This is a genomic window from Streptococcus oralis (assembly GCF_016127915.1).
In the GTDB taxonomy this organism is placed as follows: Bacteria; Bacillota; Bacilli; order Lactobacillales; family Streptococcaceae; genus Streptococcus; species Streptococcus oralis_BO.
Genome location: NZ_CP066059.1, coordinates 1,641,095 through 1,661,474, shown reverse-complemented (window position 1 = coordinate 1,661,474; position 20,380 = coordinate 1,641,095). Strand labels below are relative to the sequence as shown.

18 protein-coding genes and 1 pseudogene are annotated in these 20,380 nt (G+C 40.3%); 2 read left to right on the top strand and 17 right to left on the bottom strand.

The window, feature by feature from the left end; genetic code table 11:
• The first annotated feature begins 59 nt into the window (after positions 1-59).
• Both I6H78_RS08150 and I6H78_RS08145 read left to right on the top strand, forming a co-directional pair.
• Positions 60-749 carry a response regulator transcription factor gene (locus tag I6H78_RS08150; RefSeq protein ID WP_001106859.1) on the top strand — a complete coding sequence of 230 codons (690 nt, stop codon included), beginning with the start codon at positions 60-62 and terminating at the stop codon, positions 747-749.
• Positions 750-2,060 (top strand): sensor histidine kinase, encoded by a 1,311-nt coding sequence (locus I6H78_RS08145; RefSeq protein WP_198459360.1) that lies wholly within the window; start codon positions 750-752, stop codon positions 2,058-2,060.
• 325 nt (positions 2,061-2,385) lie between these two features.
• Here the strand turns inward: I6H78_RS08145 and I6H78_RS08140 are convergent.
• From I6H78_RS08140 to pbp2b, 17 genes and pseudogenes are all read right to left on the bottom strand, one after another.
• Positions 2,386-2,790 (bottom strand): annotated as a pseudogene (locus I6H78_RS08140) (transposase); the annotation flags it as partial.
• Positions 2,791-2,959: 169 nt separating this feature from the next.
• On the bottom strand, positions 2,960-3,652 hold the full coding sequence (locus I6H78_RS08135) for a phosphoglycerate mutase (RefSeq protein WP_000240120.1): 693 nt from the start codon (positions 3,650-3,652) through the stop codon (positions 2,960-2,962).
• 189 nt (positions 3,653-3,841) lie between these two features.
• Positions 3,842-4,222: a hypothetical protein gene (locus I6H78_RS08130; RefSeq protein ID WP_198459359.1), complete on the bottom strand. Its 381-nt coding sequence runs from the start codon at positions 4,220-4,222 to the stop codon at positions 3,842-3,844.
• Positions 4,223-4,549: 327 nt separating this feature from the next.
• Positions 4,550-7,342 carry an isoleucine--tRNA ligase gene (gene ileS / locus I6H78_RS08125; protein ID WP_198459358.1) on the bottom strand — a complete coding sequence of 931 codons (2,793 nt, stop codon included), beginning with the start codon at positions 7,340-7,342 and terminating at the stop codon, positions 4,550-4,552.
• Between the two features lie 253 nt (positions 7,343-7,595).
• Positions 7,596-8,390: a DivIVA domain-containing protein gene (locus I6H78_RS08120; protein WP_198459357.1), complete on the bottom strand. Its 795-nt coding sequence runs from the start codon at positions 8,388-8,390 to the stop codon at positions 7,596-7,598.
• Positions 8,391-8,398: 8 nt separating this feature from the next.
• Positions 8,399-9,190: a YlmH family RNA-binding protein gene (locus I6H78_RS08115; protein ID WP_198459356.1), complete on the bottom strand. Its 792-nt coding sequence runs from the start codon at positions 9,188-9,190 to the stop codon at positions 8,399-8,401.
• Positions 9,187-9,447, bottom strand: a complete 261-nt coding sequence (locus I6H78_RS08110) for a YggT family protein (protein ID WP_198459355.1) — start codon at positions 9,445-9,447, stop codon at positions 9,187-9,189. Before I6H78_RS08110 ends, I6H78_RS08115 begins: the two co-directional genes overlap by 4 nt.
• Positions 9,447-9,977 (bottom strand): cell division protein SepF, encoded by a 531-nt coding sequence (locus tag I6H78_RS08105; protein WP_000053366.1) that lies wholly within the window; start codon positions 9,975-9,977, stop codon positions 9,447-9,449. Before I6H78_RS08105 ends, I6H78_RS08110 begins: the two co-directional genes overlap by 1 nt.
• A 9-nt stretch (positions 9,978-9,986) precedes the next feature.
• Complete coding sequence (locus tag I6H78_RS08100) at positions 9,987-10,658, bottom strand: YggS family pyridoxal phosphate-dependent enzyme (RefSeq protein WP_198459354.1); 672 nt, start codon at positions 10,656-10,658, stop codon at positions 9,987-9,989.
• Between the two features lie 3 nt (positions 10,659-10,661).
• Positions 10,662-11,918 carry a cell division protein FtsZ gene (gene ftsZ, locus I6H78_RS08095; RefSeq protein WP_198459353.1) on the bottom strand — a complete coding sequence of 419 codons (1,257 nt, stop codon included), beginning with the start codon at positions 11,916-11,918 and terminating at the stop codon, positions 10,662-10,664.
• Positions 11,919-11,934: 16 nt separating this feature from the next.
• The gene (gene ftsA / locus I6H78_RS08090) at positions 11,935-13,305 is read right to left on the bottom strand and encodes a cell division protein FtsA (RefSeq protein WP_000196345.1); all 1,371 of its coding nucleotides are present in this window, start codon (positions 13,303-13,305) and stop codon (positions 11,935-11,937) included.
• Between the two features lie 236 nt (positions 13,306-13,541).
• Positions 13,542-14,246, bottom strand: coding sequence for a YwaF family protein (locus tag I6H78_RS08085; protein WP_198459352.1), 705 nt, complete (start codon positions 14,244-14,246; stop codon positions 13,542-13,544).
• A gap of 195 nt (positions 14,247-14,441) precedes the next feature.
• Positions 14,442-15,053, bottom strand: coding sequence for an NUDIX hydrolase (locus I6H78_RS08080; protein WP_198459351.1), 612 nt, complete (start codon positions 15,051-15,053; stop codon positions 14,442-14,444).
• On the bottom strand, positions 15,040-16,413 hold the full coding sequence (locus I6H78_RS08075) for a UDP-N-acetylmuramoyl-tripeptide--D-alanyl-D-alanine ligase (RefSeq protein ID WP_198459350.1): 1,374 nt from the start codon (positions 16,411-16,413) through the stop codon (positions 15,040-15,042). Before I6H78_RS08075 ends, I6H78_RS08080 begins: the two co-directional genes overlap by 14 nt.
• Before the next feature lie 85 nt (positions 16,414-16,498).
• Positions 16,499-17,542 (bottom strand): D-alanine--D-alanine ligase, encoded by a 1,044-nt coding sequence (locus I6H78_RS08070; protein WP_198459349.1) that lies wholly within the window; start codon positions 17,540-17,542, stop codon positions 16,499-16,501.
• A gap of 173 nt (positions 17,543-17,715) precedes the next feature.
• A complete protein-coding gene (recR, locus tag I6H78_RS08065) occupies positions 17,716-18,312 on the bottom strand; it encodes a recombination mediator RecR (RefSeq protein WP_000966756.1) in 597 nt (198 codons plus the stop codon).
• 10 nt (positions 18,313-18,322) lie between these two features.
• Positions 18,323-20,365: a penicillin-binding protein PBP2B gene (gene pbp2b / locus I6H78_RS08060; RefSeq protein ID WP_198459348.1), complete on the bottom strand. Its 2,043-nt coding sequence runs from the start codon at positions 20,363-20,365 to the stop codon at positions 18,323-18,325.
• Positions 20,366-20,380 lie beyond the last annotated feature (15 nt).

Genomic DNA, 20,380 nt, shown 5'->3' with positions numbered 1-20,380 from the left:
ACTTTAAAGTCCTTGACTAAGGAAGCAATGTGTTATACTAGTCTTGTTGAGGTAATAGTATGAATTATAAAGAAAAGAAGATCTTAATTTTAGACGATAACCCAGAAATTTTAGAAATAGTGCAAGAATCATTGAGCATTGCTGGGTTTAGCAATCTAACAAGTGTACAATCACAAAAAGAAGCTTTGGAGCAATTTGAAGAAAAATCTTTTGATTTAGTTATTTTAGACATTATGCTGCCTGAAGGATCAGGATTTGAAGTTTTAAAGGGCATCCGTAAGACTTCAATGGTTCCTGTTTTGTTTTTGTCGGCAATCTCCGATATAGAAAAACAATATCAGGGCTTTGAGTTAGGGGCAGATGACTATATTATCAAGCCTTTCCGTCCAAGAGATTTGGAGTTGCGTATTCTTTCCATCCTAAAAAGAGCCTATCCCGAAAAGGAAGATACCCTTGTTTTGCCTGCTTGCCAGGTGCATTTTAGCCAAGCCTTGATTACCAAAGGAAAACTAGAGATTCAGCTGACAGCTAAGGAATACAGTATTCTTAAGGTCTTATATGATAATAAGAATCGCATTGTCACTTTTGACCAACTCTTAGAAAAGGTCTGGGGATTACAATACCAAGGCTATGATAATACCCTAATGGCTCATATTCGTAAGATTCGACAAAAGATTGAAGCCAATCCTTCTAAACCAGAAAGCTTAATAACGGTTAAAGGTTTGGGTTACAAACTAAAGGTGAATTAAATGGATACCGTTAAATTTTTTACTAAGTTATTAACCAGGTATGTTCTATTAATCTTGGCTTTAATCATAGGACTTGTTTTTGTTTATGGTTTGGTTTTCTCAGCCTATTTTAGTTTCTATGGAAAGGAAAAACCGGAACTACTTTACACTAAAATCGCTCAATCGAGTCAAGAGAATAATTTCAATTTTGATAAAAGCAGCAAAATTGAAATGGATAAACAAAATACTTGGGCTATGGTACTGAATCAAGATGGCAATATTGTCCAATCTTATCATTTACCTAAAGGACTCAAAAGGCATTATACGAATGCTGATATGGTTAAATTTTCACGTTGGTATTTAGAAGATTACCCTGTTTTCTCCTATGTACGTGGTCAGCAAATTTTAGTTTTGGGCTATCCTAAAAAGCATTCCTTAGCAAAATTTAATTTCTATGCTAATACGCAATTTATTAGGAATTTTCTCAGTTTGGGACTTGTTTTCTTGGGTATTATTCTTTTACTTATTTTTATTCTTTTGAGCCGATCAAAGTTGCGTATTAAAAAGGAGATGGAGCCGATTATTACTGCTGTCACTTCTTTATCTCAAGGTCAAAATATCGTTCTTAAAGAAAAGGGAAATTTCTCTGAAATTAAGACGGCTCTCAATGAAACATCTCATATTTTGGAAGAAAGCAACACGATGAAAGAGCAATGGATTAGAGGGGTCAGTCATGATTTACGCAATCCTCTTATGCTCATATCAGGTTATAACAGTCAGTTAGAGCAGCAATATGGCAAAGGAAAGCAGACAGAGGAAATTGAAAATCAGATTCAAACTATGAAAGAAATGATTTCTAATCTCAATATGAGCTACTTATTGGATAACCAAAAGCGTCACTCCGAATTTTCCAATCTCGATTTGGTTGCTGTCCTACGAACAGTAATTGCCGATATATTGAATAATTATGAAACAATTACACTTCATTTTGATTTGCCTGCCGAGACAGTGTTGGTAAAAGGAGAGGTAACTTTATTAGCAAGAGCTTTTAGAAATCTCTTGCTTAATAGTATTATGCACAGCGGCTCTAACCAGATTGATCTGACTTATCAATTATCTGATAATAAAGTGCTCATCGTCATTGCGGATCAAGGAGATATTACAGCTCAAAAAATTACTGAGCTAAATCAAAAATCAACTAATTATGAATCACATGGTATGGGAACAGTTATCACCAAACAAATTATTAAATTACATCAAGGTGAAATTGTTTTTTTGGACAATTATCCAGGCTTAAAAGTCACCATTTCTTTACCTTTAGTAAAGGAATAATAGCCTGCCTAAGAACAAGCTTACACTTAGAAAACTAACCATTTGGAGTATTGCGACACATTATTTATCTTCTAAATATTTCTAAATGCTATTTTTGGGGCAAAGTATTCTTTCGTCTAATCATCGTAAATTTTTGATAAATAAGTAGCAATACTATTCTATTTATCAAAAATTTTTCTGTTATACGCAAAAAAAGAGTGAACAAATAAAGTTGCACTCTTTTACTGTTAAAATGTTTTGTCAACAACTATATACGAATTACACTAAAAACGCTTTAGATACTGTCAATAATTATGTGTAAACACTCAAGTAGAGTTATGGAGTGCTAATCAAATAAGCTTTCAAGTGTGTCAGAACATTGACCAAACCCTTTATGGATTCGTTGACTTTGCTTGAAATTATAATCTTCAAACAAAGTAACTAAGTAACGGTCCAGGGCTTCTTCGTTAGGAAAAAGAACCTTCTTTTTCGTTTGACATTTAATTTCTTTGTTGAGAGACTCAATGAGGTTTGTCGAATAAATGCTGTGCCAAATTTGGTAGGAAAACTGGAAAAAAGTTAAAAGATTATCCGTATTCTCCAGACTTTCCATGACTTACCTATACTTTGGCTTCCATTCAGCGATAAAGTCCTCTAAAGCTTGTACTGCCATTTCTAAATTTTCAGCACGATAAATCGTTTTTAATTACCCTAGAATAACCACTCGATTAGATCGTTTCACCTTACTAGCCCTTTTCATCAACCCACTACAGTTGACAAAGAGCCTGTAAGCCATCGTCTTTCTCTCTTTCTTACAATTAAGTCACTCTTTACTATCATTTATAACGCTTTTCCAACTAATTGGAAACTAGAAGCAAATACAAAAAAGCCTAGGAATTCCTAGGCCTTCTGTTTATAGATTATTTTCCAAGGTAGTATTCTTTTACGACGTTCAATTTTTCATCGAATTCGAATACCAATGGTGGGAAGTTAGGGATTTCTACACCCATGATTTCATCATCTGACAAGTGTTTGATGTGTTTTACAAGGGCACGGATTGAGTTACCGTGAGCTCCTACGAATACGTTTTTACCATCTTTAAGCGCTGGAGCGATTTTATCTTCCCAGAATGGAAGGGCACGTTCCAAAGTCACTTTCAAGTTTTCAGCATCTGGAATGACTGAATCGTCAAGTGAAGCGTAACGACGGTCAGTGTGAGCTGAGTATTCGTCATCATGAGGCATTGCAGGAGGCAATACATCGTATGAACGACGCCAGATGTGAACTTGCTCATCACCAAATTGTTCAGCAGCTTCAGCTTTGTTTTTACCAGTCAAACCACCATAGTGACGTTCGTTCAAGCGCCATGATTTTTCAACTGGAACCCAGAGTTGGTCAGCAGCTTCAAGAGCCAAGTTTGTTGTTTTGATTGCACGTTTCAATACTGAAGTGTAAGCTTGGTCAAATTCGATACCAGCTTCTTTGATCAATTTACCAGCGTCAATCGCTTGTTGTGTTCCTTTATCAGACAAATCAACATCAGCCCAACCAGTGAAAAGGTTAGCTTTGTTCCATTCAGACTCACCGTGGCGAGCAAAAACCAATTTTACCATTAGATGGATTCTCCTTTTATTTTTCGAGGTGTCCCTCGTTTATCTATTCTATTTTACACAATTTTTCACAAAAAAGCTAGTTAAAATCAACTAAAAAGAGAAGAGCTTAGCAGTCTTCTCTTTATCGTACTATCATAATTGTTCTTGATAGAGGATGAAAATAGTCTCGTCCAAATAATTGGAAAACTACTACTCTTCAATTACAAATTTTTTCAATGTTCCAATGTAAAGTGAACCACCAATAATGGTTAGAATTCCACCTACCCATCCCAAAAATGGAATCAAGCCGACCGCACCACCTACAATGAGCAAGACAGAAGGTGCATTCGTAACACGTTCATCATCTTTATAATAAACAATAGCCACAATTCCCAACACTAAAACAGCAATTTTAACCAATGACAAAATAATTGAGAGCCCTGTCAATGTCCCAACCGTTACATCTGCGTCTTCAGTTGCCGCAGCAGCTCCAATAGCCATGATAAACATGATGACTGGCGCTAAAAGCAATACAATTCCTGAAATAAGACCAAAAATAGCGTTAACACGAGCAAGTGTATTTGTTTTCATAATAATCTCCTTAAAATTTTTATATGTATTATTCTATCATAATTTATCTAAAAATTAAACAATCTTATAAAATTTTATAATAAATATTGATTTTCAAAAAATAATTTTAAGTTCTATAGTCTCTTTATAATTAGTAGAAATATAAAATTATGAGAAAACTGAATAGTTGATTATGTTAATTATCTACACGGATAGGCCAGGAAGAACTTCATTTGAAGAAATGGACTAGTAAATTTTCCCATGATAAAACGCATAATATCAAAGCACTTGAACTCTTGATATTATGCGTTTTTTTGATTTTAACGACCTTTCTCAGTCTCTTTCTGATTATTTCGCTTCAAATCCTTCTGCAACTGCAGCCGCAAAGTTTTCTTCTACGATGCTTGCACAGTGGTCACAGATGACTGCATGGTAGCTGCGTTCTGCTGTTGTTGGGTCGATACGACGGCAACGGTCACAAACTTCACCTGCAGCGCGTTCAACTGTAAAGGCAACATCCTCAAAGCTAACTGCGCCTTCTGGAGCTGGTCCTTCTGCGATGGTCAATTCTGACACGATCAAAAGTTGAGCTACATTGCTATCCACTGCTCCAAGAAGAGTTTTCACCACTTCATTTGGATAAACTGTCAAGTGGGCTTCGAGTGATTTACCGATTACTTTGGCATTACGAGCTTCTTCCAAGGCTTTTTGGGCTTGTCCACGGAAGTCCATGAAGGCTGCCCATGTATCCAAGATTTCTTCTTGGTTGGCAAAAGTTTGAGCCTCTGGTAATTCAGACAATTGAACGAAGTCTTCAGCTTCAAACTCAAGATATGACCAGATTTCTTCTGCAGTGTGAGGAAGGATTGGTGTCAAGAGTTTGGTGATTTTGACAAGAATGTCATAGAAGACTGTCTGCATTTGACGGCGTTCGAGTGATTTGGCACCTTCAATGTAGACAACGTCTTTAGCAAAATCAAGGTAGAAGGCTGACAAGTCAACGTTGATAAAGTTCACCAAGGCCTTGTAGATTGTCAAGAATTCAAAGTTGGCATAGGCATCACGAATCGTTTTCACAAGCTGGTTAAAGCGAATGGTCATGTACTTGTCAACAGAACGAAGCTCATCGTAAGCTACTGCATCTTGAGCTGGGTTAAAGTCAGATGTATTGGCAATCAAGAAACGAAGAGTGTTACGGATCTTACGGTAAGTTTCAGAGACTTGGCTCAAGATATCCATAGAGATACGCACGTCGTTGCTTGAGTCCACACTTGTTACCCAGAGACGCAAGATTTCCGCACCAAATTGTTTTTCAACATCACTTGGAGCGATGGTATTTCCAAGAGATTTAGACATCTTCTCACCTTTACCATCAAGGGCAAATCCTTGTGATAAAATTTGTTTGTATGGCGCTACGCCATGGTTGGCAACAGATGTGATGAGTGAAGAGTTGAACCAACCACGGTATTGGTCAGAACCCTCAAGGTAGAGGTCTGCTGGATATTTGAGTTCTGGACGATTTACCACCACTCCATTCCATGATGAACCTGAGTCAAACCATACGTCCATAATGTCTGTTTCTTTTTTGAATTCTCCATTTGGTGAACCTGGATGGCTAAAGCCTTCTGGCAAGAGGTCTTTGGCCTCACGTTCCCACCAGACGATAGAACCGTGTTCCTCAAAGAGTTGAGCCACGTGTTCAATCGTTTCAGCAGTCATGATAGCTGTACCATCTTCTGCGTAGAAGATTGGAAGTGGAACACCCCAAGCACGTTGACGAGAGATAACCCAGTCACCACGGTCACGAATCATATTGTAAAGACGAACTTTTCCCCATTCTGAGTGGAACTTCACTTTTTCAATTTCATCCAAGATTTCTTGACGGAATTTAGATACAGAGGCAAACCACTGTGGAACAGCACGCCAGATGATTGGTTTCTTGGTACGCCAGTCAAATGGGTATGAGTGAGAAATTTCTTCTTGAGCAAGGAGCAAATCACCCAGTTTTTCGATAACAGTTGGTACAACTTTGTCATAGAATTGACCTTCAAAGTCAGAGCCAGCATTTTCCATCATAATACCGCGTTCGTTAACTGTTACAGCAACTTCAAGGCCGTTGGCAACACCGACATTGTAGTCGTCCTCACCAAAACCAGGGGCTGTATGGACGATACCTGTACCAGAGTCAGTCGTAACGTGGTCACCAAGGATCACCAACTCATCTACAGCTGTATCCCATGGGTGGACTGTCACAATGTGGTTCAATTCTTGACCACGGTAGGTCGCCAAGACTTGAACATCCGCCCAACTAAATTTCTCAGACAAGCTATTCAACAATTCTGAAGCAACTACAAACTTACGAGATTCACCAGCTGGTTGTACCAATACATAGTCAATATCAGCTCCAACTGTCAAACCACGAGAAGCTGTGATAGTAAATGGAGTAGTTGTCCAAACTACGATGTAAGTGTCTGTATCTAGGACACCTTTTCCGTCTTTGACGCGGTTAGCATAGTAAAGGGAAGTTGAAAGCAAGTCATGGTATTCAATTTCCGCTTCAGCAAGAGCTGATTCAGATGACCAAGACCAGTAAACTGGCTTGGCACCACGGTAGATGTAGCCTTTCTTAGCCATTTCTCCGAAGACACGGATCTGAGCCGCTTCATAGTCCGGAGTCAAAGTCACATAAGGATTTTCCCAGTCACCAGAAACACCCAATCGTTTAAAGTCTTCACGTTGTTTATCTACTTGAGAAAGAGCGTACTCGCGGCAAAGTTTCAAGTACTCAACCAAGTCCATTTCTTTGCGTTTAACACCTTGTTTTGCCAAGACTTGCTCGATTGGCAGACCATGTGTATCCCAACCTGGGATGTAAGGGGCGTAAAACCCTGACATAGATTTCGAACGAACAATAATATCTTTAGAAATCTTGTTCATGGCATGTCCAACGTGGATATTTCCGTTTGCATACGGAGGTCCATCATGCAAAGTGAAATGCGGTTTTCCTTGGTTCAATTCTTGACGACGTTGGTAAAGTTTTGCTTCTTCCCATTCTTTTTGCCAAACTGGTTCTTTAGTTGGAAGACCAGCACGCATAGGAAAGTCTGTTTTCCCTAGATTGAGGGTTTCTTTAAGTTTCATTGTTACTCCTTTAATTTAAAATGACAAAATAAAAACCACGATTCGCAAAAAGGACGAAAATCGTGGTACCACCTTTGTTCGAAAAAAGACAGGGTCTCTTTTCCTCTTTTCCCGTAACGTGGGGGACGTCCAGTCTTACTGCTTTCAGACTAGATTTTTGTTGAGAGGATAATCTAACCACTAGGGATTGCAGGACTCTCACCATCTCCCACTCGCTGAAAATATAGTTAGTTCGATCTTGTTCTCACATTTTTTATAGGATAAGAACAGATTCTTTGTTTGCATCGTCCTCAGTTGCCGCAGTAGCTTCTACTTCAACTGACTTTTCATGCTGGTCAATTTCTTCTGTCTGTTGATTTTGTTGAGCCTCAAACTCAGCTAATTCTTTATTGCCAGCCTCGATACGAGCTTGCAATTCAGCAACCTCTTCTGGTGTGAATTGACGAGTCATATCAATAGGCTCTTCCTCTGATTGTAAAGATACTGATTCACCAAGAACTTCACCAACCACCTCTTTAAAGGCTTCATCACTTGTTTGAAGGTAAGTAGCTGTTGGGCGAAGAATATCTTCCCAATCAGATGACTCGACAATAGCCAATTGACTTTCAATCGTAGACTTGAGGCGTTGATGGAATACACGACTCTTGTTCTTCAATTCTTCAGTCTCAACGGCAACTTTCTTAGCATTATCTGTTGCCTGACGAAGAATTTCGTTTGCCTTGTATTTCGCTTCTTCGAGCAAACGCTGAGCGTCTTGTTCAGCTTGTTGAATAATATTGTTTGAACGTTCTTGAGCAGCTTGTTTGACACGCTCAGCAGTATCCTGGGCAATCAAAACTGATTGGCTCAAGGAATCCTTCATTTCATCAAAGTAAGACAAACGCTCTTCCAAGTTCTTGATGTGCGTTTCTTTGTCGTGATTGCTACGCACCAAGTCTTCATAATCACGAACAACGATATCAAGAAACTCATCTACTTCTTCTGGGTCAAAACCTCTAAATCTTGTACCAAAGGTTTTATCTTTAATTTCTAACGATGTAATTGGCATACTTTTCCTCACTTACTTAATAATAATTGAATGCTTAGTTTTATCTTGTCTCTTTTTGTCTGACCATTGTCTTTGACAACTTTCAAACGACCAAACTTTCTCACACTGATCAAATCTCCAACTGCAACCTGGTAATCACTTTTTTCAACCAGATGATAGTTTACCTGGACAGATTTTTTCTCTATCAGTTGACTAGCTTGGTTTCTAGATAATTTCAAGGCACTTGATAAGAGGGCATCCAATCGAAAACTCGAAACTAAAATTTCTCGTTCTCTATAATCAATTTTAGACAAAATCCTATCGGTAAAAGGACGTTCCTCCAGCGATACAGGAAGTCTGCCAATCTTTCTTATTCCATCCTGAAAAAGAGGAATGAAATCGCGATTGACAAAAATCTGTGCTCTCTTTTCATCTACCAAGATATCACCAAATAATTTACGGTCAATTCCTAGTTGGTTGATGATTGTTCCCAATATTTTTCCATGACTCAGTTGTTCAAACTTACTCGGATAGCAAATTTCCAACAAAGCCATTTCAAAGTCTGATATCTCTGGTTCAAAGTAATCTGGATAGAGAAGAACTCGAACCGACTCTGTCGGAAGAAAATCACCACTACTTTGGCAACCCAGTCCATATGTCCCAGCTAGCACCCTCAAGATCTGTTCCTGATGGGGATTGATAAATGGAGTAAGCACCGGTGCATATGTATCTTCTACCCGCTTGATCCACTCTAATCCCTTATCAATAAAAGGAATATCATCTTGGGAAAAATGTTGATAAATGGCTCGATTTACTGTCATAGTAATAGGATTAGTCGTGTTAAGATATTTCCAACAAACTGAATCAGAATCAGCGCCGCCCAAACCGTAAAATCAAGACCAGCAAATTGTAGATGGAGCTTACGAAGTGGCTCAATAACTGGGCGAGCAAGTCTGATAACTAAACGACCTAGCTGGCTTTCATAGGCATTTGGAAACCATGAAAGAAGAGCAAATGCAACGAGAATGATGGAGTAAATGCTAACCGCATTTTGGATTAAACGGATTAAGAAAATCATTATCTTGCTCTATTTCGTTTAATATCAAAACCAAACTCAGCGCTTTGTGATTCATCTGGAAGTTTGATATCTTCAATATTCACGATAACGTTGACAGGAGTCAATAGATACATCGTACTCGCAACTTTTTTCATATTTCCAGCCAAGACATGACGGGCTCCATCCAAGTAATCAAGGCAACGACGGGCTTGTACCTCTGTCATGTATTGGAAATCAATCAAAATACTTTCATTTCCAGCCAACAAATCTACAATTTCCGTTGCATCTTCATATTTTCTTGGATAGCGAACGTCAATTGTCACTTTCTCATCTGAACGGTGACTTTGCATTGCCAATTCTTGCTGACGCGCATGAAGACGAGTAATATTTGCATCTTTTGCTGATCCTGACTGAGCAGGTGCTGGTAATTCTTTAGAAGATGAGATGGCTGGGCTAACTGTTTCCTCTTGTTGAGTCTGGTAGTTAGTCGTTTCTTCTCCGTCTTCTGTGAAATAATCTATAAATTTATCGAATCTATCTTTTAAAGACATAGCTCTCTCCTATTTAAAAAATGCTGTACCGATTCGAACAAAGGTTGAGCCGAACTGAATCGCTTCTTTAAAATCACGACTCATTCCCATGCTTAGCTCTGTCATCGGCATATTAGGGATTTGTTTTTCTCTAATTTCTGCTTGCAGAGCCTGCGTATCCTTGAAAATTTCTTTCAATTTATCACTGTCTGCCTCAAAAGGAGCCATGGTCATTAAACCAACATACTCAATCTGATCTAACTTAGCCAATTCTGGCAAAAGTTCTAGCAATTCTTCTTTTGAAAACCCATGCTTGCTTTCTTCCCCAGAAATATTGACCTGCAAGAAACACTTGATAACATGATCTGTTCTCTTTTGAATTTCCTGGGCTAACTTTAAGGAGTCTAAAGCATGAAAGTAATCCACATATGGGATTACTTCTTTCACTTTCCGTCTCTGTAGTGTTCCTATTAAATGCCAAGTAACTGGGTAATCTTTCAAGGCCTGATATTTTTCTAAAAATTTATCAACTCGATTTTCACCTATATGACGGACACCAAGCGGAAGCAAGGCTTCCGCTGTTTGTACATCTACATACTTTGTCACTGCGATTACTGAAACAGCATCTAGAGCACGGTTGGCTTCTTGACTAGCATCAGCTATTTGCTGAAAAACTAATTCAGTATTTTTTTTCAAATTCATTGATTAACGATTTTTGAAGAATGGAGGTGTATCCAACTCATCTTCATCTTGTGAAACTGGTGTTTCGAAGCGTTCTACCGGTGAAACAACTGGATCTGTTTGGCGAACAATAGACTCACGACGCAAGTCCCAGTCTCCAAAAGCAGACGCTTGGTTTGTTTCAAAGCGACGAGGGCTTGATTTAGGCAATTCTGCTGTCTCTTCCAAGTCGAATTGACGGTCAAATGTGTGTGCTTGAGGAGCTTTAGTTGTTGGACGTCCAACTGGTTGGTTGTTACGAGCTCCAACTACTTTTTCCACGCGCTCTTGACGAACACCTGTCGCTACAACTGTAACACGGATTTCATCCTTCATGCTTTCGTCAATTGATGTTCCAAGCCAGATATTTACACCTTGACCAGCTGCTTGGTTGACTATTTCTGAAGCTTCTTCTGCTTCAATCAATGTCAAGTCAAGACCACCAGTAACGTTGACGATGACATCCTCTGCACCATCGATAGTTGTTTCAAGAAGTGGAGAGTAAATTGCTTTACGAGCCGCTTCAACAACGCGTTCTTCACCACTACCGATACCGATACCCATAAGAGCATTTCCTTTGTTTGCCATTACAGTTTTCACGTCAGCAAAGTCAAGGTTAATCAATCCTGGGTTCGTGATCAAGTCAGTGATTCCTTGAACACCTTGGCGAAGAACGTTATCTGCTTCGCTAAGAGCTTCAAGAAGTGGCGTTTTCTTATCAACGATTTCAAGCAAGTTGTTGTTAGAGATAATCAACAAAGTATCAACATGCTCGCGAAGTTCGTTGATTCCTTCTACAGCGTACTGGCCACGTTTGCTTCCTTCAAATCCGAAAGGACGTGTCACAACACCAACTGTAAGAGCACCAAGATCTTTAGCGATACGTGCAATAACAGGGGCTGCACCTGTACCAGATCCACCACCCATACCTGCAGTGATAAAGACCATGTCTGCTCCAGTGATAGCTTCCGTCAAAGCTTCTTCACTTTCTTCTGCAGCTTTACGTCCAACTTCTGGACGACCTCCAGCACCCAAACCACGAGTCAATTTAGGACCAAGTTGGATAACTGTTTCTGCTTTCGTACTGCTAAGGGCTTGTACATCAGTGTTGGCTGCGATAAATTCTACACCAGCAACACCTTCGTCAACCATGCGGTTAATGGCGTTACCACCACCACCACCGACACCAATTACCTTAATAACTGCGCCTTGAGTTGCTGCTGTATCAAATGAAAATGTCATAATTTCTTATCCTCTTTTATTCATCAAACATGCTTCCGATCAAACCACGGAAACGTTCTGTTAGCTTCGGTTTACTTTGAGAACTTGCTTGGAATTCTTCCTTGGGAGCAACTGGAGCTTCCTGCACAGTTTCAGCTGGAGCTGCTTGTGCTGGACTTGGTTGCGCTACTGGATTCAAACGTTGATTTGGAATGCCAAAGTTGATTGGTTTTTGACGAAGGAATTCATCTCCTTTAACTGCTTTTTGAGCAAGAAGATTGACTTCCGTCAATTTACCAGCAAACTCAGACAAGCTAATCACGTGCGCAAATGCAGGGTTGCGAATTCCAACTTGATTTGGTACATAGAGTTTTACGCGAACACCAAATACTTCTTGGGCTAATTCAACAATTCCTGGCAAAATTGCATTTCCACCGATAAGGACGATACCTCCTGGCAAATCCAACAAGTGTCTTCTTTCCAACTCTTGTTTGATTTGGTCAAAGATATGTTTGATGCGTGCTGAGATAATTTCTGCCAAGTAGCTTTCTGTTACTTCAACAGGTTCTACTTCACCAATTACTTCAACTTGGAAAGTTTCGTTACTTGCTAGTGGAACGTAAGCTTCACCATAGTTCAGTTTCAAACTTTCTGCAATTTTTTGAGATGTTTTCAAGACTTTAGAAATGTCTTTAGTAACGTAATCTCCACCTTCTTGGTAGATGTTAGTGAACTGCAATTCTTGGTTGCGGATAGTCGCTACAGTAGTCTGACCTCCACCCATGTCAATGACAGTCGCACCAAATTCACGTTCACCTTCATTGAGAACGGAGTTCACGATTGCCAAAGGTGAAATAATCACATTATCAACATGAATACCTACACGCTCAACCGTCTTGCGAAGATTGTGTAGAATTGTACGAGGACCTGTGTAAAGCAGACCACGCATTTCCAAGCGGACACCCATCATACCACGAGGGTCACGAATTCCTTGGAAACCATCCACAATGAATTCTTCTGGAATAAAGGTAATCACTTCACGGTCAGGAGTCATGCTCTTTGTCAAAGCTGATTTGACAACATTTTCAACATCTTGATCTGTGATTTCTTTAGTATCTGAAGTTACAGGAATCATTCCTTGTGTTGGTTCAACCTGCAAGAGATTTGCTGGAAGGCCAACGTTAACAGACTTAATAGAAATACCAGCTTTCTCTTCTGCCTGTGTGATTGCAGATTTGATTGCTGAAGCAGCTGCTTCAATATCAACAATAATTCCGTCTTTGACACCTTTACTTTTGGCATTGCTAACACCAATTACATTTACTTCGCCATCTCTATGCTCAGCTACTAGCACTTTAATCGAGCTAGTTCCGATATCTAAGCCTGTAAAAAAACCATCTCTAGTCATTACATCGCATCCTCTCTGTCTTCCAAGTTTCTCACTTCTATTTAATAACTATGTTTGGGCATAGCTATTCAAAGAATATTATAACACAAAAAATCCAATCGTGCTTAGTTTTTGATAAAATTCCTGCATGTTTTTTGAGAAAATTCTAGAAAAATTCTTCTTCTAAGAGATTATTTGAAGTTAACGTTCACAATTTCCTTTTTGTTTCTTAAAAATCCAAAAAAGAGAAGATCATTTTAGATCTTCTCTTGAATAAATTCTTCCGATTTTTGTTGTAAAAAATTTTCTACTAATTTCCCTGTTAAGCGAATTGCTATCACGATAACAGTCGAAACAATGAGATAATTTAAGGGCTGGCCGAAACTTCCAACAAGTGGTGGTTTGTTTAAAAAGCCATAATCCCCACCTACAACTAAGTTGACAACCCATATCAAGCCATTTAAGGCGAAGGTGATCACCGTCACATTCTTCAAATCGAGAAAGGAAGGCTGATAGTTTCTAAACAAGTATAGGAGCGCATTTCCTAAAAGGGCAACATGTCCGATAATGAAGGACAAAATGGTTACGTGTGGAAATGGGTAGGGATCAAAGAGTGGGTAAGCCAGTGCTGCTGTTGCTCCAAAAGTTCCTAAAAGAGCAAAGTACTGTTTGTACTTGGATGTCCCTGGAATCAAGAGCATCACAAACATGGCGATACGGCAATGATAGAAGGGCAAACTTTCTGACAGAGGCATGTGATTCCCCCAATACCAGCTGTACAGAACAATCAGTTGAACAGACTGAAGGATCTGAATAAAACGCTTGTAAGCCACTTTATCGCGAAAACGATAAGAAGCATAGAAAGTAAGAGCCAGTAAACATAACAAACCAATGTACCAGTGGAGTTCAAACTGGGGCGGTTCTGATATCTGTGTGGTAAATAATTTATCCCACAAATTCATATTCTATTCCTCGTTCATCTAGCTAGAGGCAGTAAAAAATTCACTTTCCCCAGCTTTTAAATTTTTTGAAAAACTTGATTCCATGCCATGCATAGAATACTTGCGTCTTAAATTCGCAACATATTATATCATTTGTATTGCAGAAATGCACCTTGCAGATACCCTTTTTTGATTTGTCAACTTCTCTAGCATAAACTAATCAACATATTGGTCTCTTTGTCCTTTATAAACTTGCCAAAGAATCTCCATTTGCTCCTTGGTGATGCGTTTTTCAGATAAGACTGGCAATTGGTCAATGGCAAAAAATTGAAGCTCAGCAATTTCTTGATTCTCTTGAAATTGTCCATCAAGAAGTTGGCATTCAAAGACAAACTTTGCATATTGTTTGCTCTGTAGTTGGAAACGATTGGTGTCAAAAACTGCAAGTAACCTTTCAGCTTTTGCTGTAAAGCCGGTTTCTTCTTCAATTTCTTTAAGAATATTTTCGGTTAGAGAATAGCCAACTTCACCAAAACCACCTGGCAAAGCCCAACTATCCTCCCCTTTTCCTCTAACTAAACAGACTTTTTCATCCTCAACAATCCAAGCACGGACGTCCATCAGAGGAGTTGCATAAGCGGACGTTGGTTTCAAGACTTCTGCCACTTCTTCTGCATCGAGGTCTGATACCTGATTCAACATTTCAGATAACAGGATTCGCAAGTCCTCGTAGCGCTCACGGTCGAAAGGATCTTTTGTAAAGGTTAATCCAGTATCCGTAATGGCTAGCATTCTTTGCAGATACTTGGTGAAATCACTTGCATTCATTTTCTAAACTTTCTACCAGCTTGGCTAGATTCATGGAGTTCGATCCTTTGAGCAAAATTTGGTCATTGGCACCGAGTCTTTCCTTAACCCGCTTGACTAGGTCTTCAAATTGGTCCTCGTCAGCTGTTTTCTTGAAGTAGAAAACGTGACCGATTGGGAACATTTGACTAGCAAGTTGGCTTAATTCGGCAATGTCTTCTCCATAGAAAATAACGGTATCCAGCACATCTGGCGATAGGCTCAAAATCATCTGGTTATGGAGCTGAACAGACTGGTCGCCGAGTTCCTTCATATCTGCTAGAACAGCAATTTTCTTGCCTCGTTCGTTAGCTGGAATGGCAGAGAATGTCTCCAAAATCAACTTCATAGCAGTGGGATTGGCATTGTACACATCTGACAGGATATCTGCTCCATTAGCAGCTTTCTTCCACTCGGTACGGTTACGAGTCAATTCTAGGTTCTGGAAGGCCTGACGAATCTGTTCCTCTGAAACTCCTTCTTGTAGAGCCACATAAGCAGCAATCATAGCATTGGTGGCATTGTACTTACCTGTCACTGGCAAATCGAGGGTTTGTTCCAAAAAATTAGCCTTAAAGGTCAGACTATCCTTGCGCTCAATCAAGTCTGTAATTTCCAGCTCTGCTCCTTGCCCAAAACGGACCACTTTTTTATCAGTGGGCAAATAGTCCTCTACAATGGAGTCGGCTGGTGCTAAAAGCAAGGAACCAGGCGCCATACCATCTGCAATTTGCATTTTCCCTTTAGCAATCTCCGAACGGTCTTTGAAAAAGGCCAAATGAGCCTCTCCAACCAAGGTCACAATGGCTGTCTTAGGATGAGCCAATTCAGACAAAAGATGGATATCTCCTAGGTGATCCTGTCCCATCTCCAAGACCAACTTTTCTGTCCCTTCAGGCATGTGGAGAACTGTGTAGGGAAGGCCAATTTCGTTATTGTAATTGCCCTGAGTTTTGTAGGTCTTGTAGGTTGTTGACAGTAAATGTGCCAACATATCCTTGGTAGTCGTCTTGCCATTTGAACCCGTTACTGCAAAGACATCAACTGCCGTTTTTTCAAGATAGTAGGCTGCGAGGATTTGAAAGGCAGTCAAGACATCGTCTACTAGAATGTAGGGATGATTTGCAATCTCTTTCTCAGACAAGGTTACTACTGCACCATTTTCAAAAGCTGTTTCGATAAAGTCATGACCGTCACGCGCTCCTTTGAGTGGCACAAACAAATCACCTGGCCCAATCAAACGACTGTCAAACTCAGCTTTTTCTAACTGAACGTCCGCAAAAAGACTAACATCATTTTTAGCTCCAACAGCTTGGGCAACTTCATGGATTGTTAATTTCATTTCTACTCCTTTAAAAAGGGGTTGAAGTCCGAGAACTCTAATCACCATGCAGTGATAGTTCTGGCTTCTACCCTCTCTTTCATTTTTATAGCAAATGCGCTTCGCGCTTGTCAAAACTTTGCTTAGCAAGGTCAACCAAATGCTCGATTAGTTCTGGGTAGCTGATTCCCATATTGTCCCAAAGTAGTGGATACATAGACCACTGGGTAAAACCTGGCATGGTATTCAGCTCGTTTAGGAAAATCTCGTCCTTATCTGTATAGAAGAAATCACAACGAGACAGACCGAGACCACCAATCGCACGGAAGGCAGTTTCTGCATTTTGACGCATGACAGCTACTACATCATCACTAATCTTGGCTGGGATGTCCATGGTAATCTTGTTATCGATATATTTGGCATCATAGTCATAAAAGGCAACATCCTTGACCACTTCACCTGGCAAAGTGCTCTTGACATCGTAGTTGCCCAAGAGACCAACCTCGATTTCACGGGCGTTCACTCCTTGCTCTACCAAGACACGGCTGTCATATTGGAAGGCAAGTTCCAAAGCTCGGCGGAGTTCCTCGTGGTTTTCAGACTTAGAAATACCGACACTTGAACCCATGTTTGACGGCTTTGTGAAGACTGGATAAGTCAATTTTTCTTCAACTTCAGCGATTTTAGCAGTCACATCATCACCTTCAACGATGGCCACATAAGGAACTTGGGTAATCCCGACAGATTCTAAAACACGTTTGGTTGTAATTTTATCCATGGCAAGGCTGGATGACAAGATATTGCAGCCGACATAGGGCATTTTCAAAACTTCAAGGAATCCTTGAACAGAACCATCTTCTCCCATCGGACCATGAAGAACTGGAAAGACCACTGCACCTTCTTCGTAGATGGCACTTGGTGCAACTTTCTTATTCCAATCAATCGTTTCATTGGTCATGAGACGATCCTCTTGACCTGGAGTCTGGTTAAATTCTTGCGTTTTGATAAAGTCACCTGACTGGCTGATGAAGAAAGTCTTGACTGTGAAACGGTCGTAGTTGACCGCACGCATAACACTTTCAGCTGAAAGGACAGAGACTTCACGCTCTGCACTACGCCCACCGTATAAAAGAATAATTGTTTGTTTCATATTGCTTGTCCTAATTCTAATAGAATACTCGTTCTTTAGTATATCATATTTGCTTCTTTTTTGAAACTTGAACATGGTACTAGAATTTAAGAAACATAAAAGAGACCTATAACATCAAAGTCGGTCTCCTTAATTTTCTTATGAATAAATTTAGTTCGTAAATTTGTCTACTCCTACAACTCTGTCCGATTTTCAATGGCTCGTAAGAGTGTGACTTCGTCCGCATACTCGATATCTGCTCCCACGGCTAGTCCTCGTGCTAGACGAGTGACCTTGATACCAGCTGGCTTGAGCAAACGAGAGAGATACATAGATGTCGCTTCCCCATCTGCCGTCGCATTGGTTGCCACGATTACCTCTGAAACCTCACTATCCATGAGACGGGTCATGAGGCTCTTGAGATTGATATCGTCTGGACTGATACCATTCATAGGAGAAATGAGACCGTGCAAGACATGATAGAGTCCGTGGTATTCTTGGATATTTTCCATAGTAGCCACATCGCGACTATCCTCTAGCACTAAGATGGTTGTCTGGTCTCGAGTCGGATCTGTACAGATCGAGCAAGGGTCATCATCCGTCAAGCGACCACAGATGGAACAATAGGTCAATTCCCGCTTGGCAGATAGAAGGTTTTTGGCAAATTCATTGACATCGTCATCAGACATTCCAATGGTATAGAAGGCGAGACGGGTAGCCGTTTTGATTCCGATACCTGGAAGCTTCGAATAGCTATCAATTAACTTGGCAATAGGTGTTGGATACAGCATAAGTTCCTTTCTAATTCATTGGATGTTGTTGGTTATAGAGGTTGATAATATCTCGTGCAATTGAAGGTCCGACACCATTTGTTAGGTTGGTATTATGAGGAAAGACGACTGCGACCGCGATTTGAGGATTATCAGACGGAGCATAAGCAACTGCGTTGGTATTATTGGCTTTTTGGCCACCATTGACATAACTTTCGGCAGTACCTGTCTTCCCACTGATGGAAACGGATGAGCCATTTGAAAAGGCACGACCAGTTGTCAGAGCGCTCGTTCCATGCGAAACTTGATAGAAACCTTGGTGCAAGAGAGCCATATCCGCTTCTGAGATGTTGATCTTGTTCAGTTCCTTGGTGGCTGTTTCTTGAACTAGATTTCCTAAGCCACCTTGTTCATTGTTTCCATAAACTCCCTCAACGATGTGAGGAGCCAATCGTACGCCATTGTTTGCAATGGTTGCGACATACTGGGCTAACTGCATCGGTGTGTAGTTGTCAAACTGACCAAAGGCGTTATTAATATAGTTGGCCAAATCAAATTCTTTTGGTGTAAATCCTGTAGACTCATCTGGGAGGTCAATCTCTGTTGAAGCTCCAAGTCCATATTCCCCAAAGGTTGATCGCAACTTGCCCATTGCAGTTTCTAACTGATCAGTTGCGACTATCATATTTGGCTGGTAGGACTGCCCCATGATCCCTAGCGCAGTCTGAACCATGTAGGTATTAGAAGAGTACTCTAGAGCCTCAACTGCTGTGATAGGGAAGGAGCCATAGGACAAGGTATACCATGAATTGATCGGAGCCGAACCTTGAAAAACAATCGGCTGATCTGTCAAAGTTTGATTTCCTGACAAGACCCCATTTTCCCAACCAGAGCTAAGGGTTGCCGCCTTAACGACAGACCCTGGTACAAAGACATTGGTTATCGTTCCAAGCGAATCTGAACTTAATTCACCGGATTCGACATCATGCTTGACACCTGACATAGCTAGAACTGCACCGGTTTTAGGATTGAGGGCTACGGCGTAAACCCCTTCAGAATATTTGGCTCCACCGTTACCCAACTCCGAGTTGAAGTAGCTCTTGAGTAGGTTATCTACACCATTCTGGAAAGCTAGGTCAACCGTTAACTTGATATTGTTTCCTTTGCTTCCTTCTTCGACATTTTCTACACTTTCCATATTTCCGTGTTTGTCGAGGTGGATTTCTTTGACGGAGCGTTTGCCTTGGAGAACATCTTCATATTGCTTTTCAAGATAGGAAGTTCCCACTCGGTCATTGAGAGAATACCCTTTTTTAAGATAGGCATCGACTCCCTCTGCTGGAAGACCTGATGTTTCACTTGATACACTACCTACAATTGAAGACAAAGAAGTGTCTAGGACTTTTCTATCCCATGAGGTTGAAATACTGATACCTGGTAATTCCTTGGACGCTGATGCAACGAGAGCAACTTGGGTATCATTCAAGGCATCCGTAGAAATGGTGCCCGTCGCAAAATTTTCAACGGCATTGAGCTGACTAAAGAGATAGATTTCCTTTTTCTGGTCATCTGTATAATTGAGTTGACTCACGTCAATACTTTCAACTGCATTATTGTAGAGAGTCGCTTCAGATAAGCGGTTCCCATCTGAATCTAGGCGTTTATCACTTGGCAAGGATTCGACTGTTTTTTTGTAAACGTCCTGGTCCGCCAAGTAGTAGTCTGCAATCTGACGGTCTGTCAAATTAGGGGAGGTCACATTTACATATGTGAGGAGTTTCTTGGCTGTCTCCTTCAATTCAGCTGCCGTCATTTTATTGTTTCGTGTGAAAGAAACAACCTGCTTGACAGTATTTTCTACCAAGGGTTTCCCTGCAGCATCATAGATCTGTCCACGAGCTGAACTGGTTGTTACCCTTGTTTGGCTGGCTGAGGCCAATTTTGTTTCATAAAAATCCTTATTAAGCACCTGCATGTATAATAAACGACCAATAATAGCCATAAAGAGCAGGATGACAATCGCAAATAGTAAATTAAGCCGAATCGGAATCGAATGGCTATTAAATTTTCTCATACAACTAAGACTCTT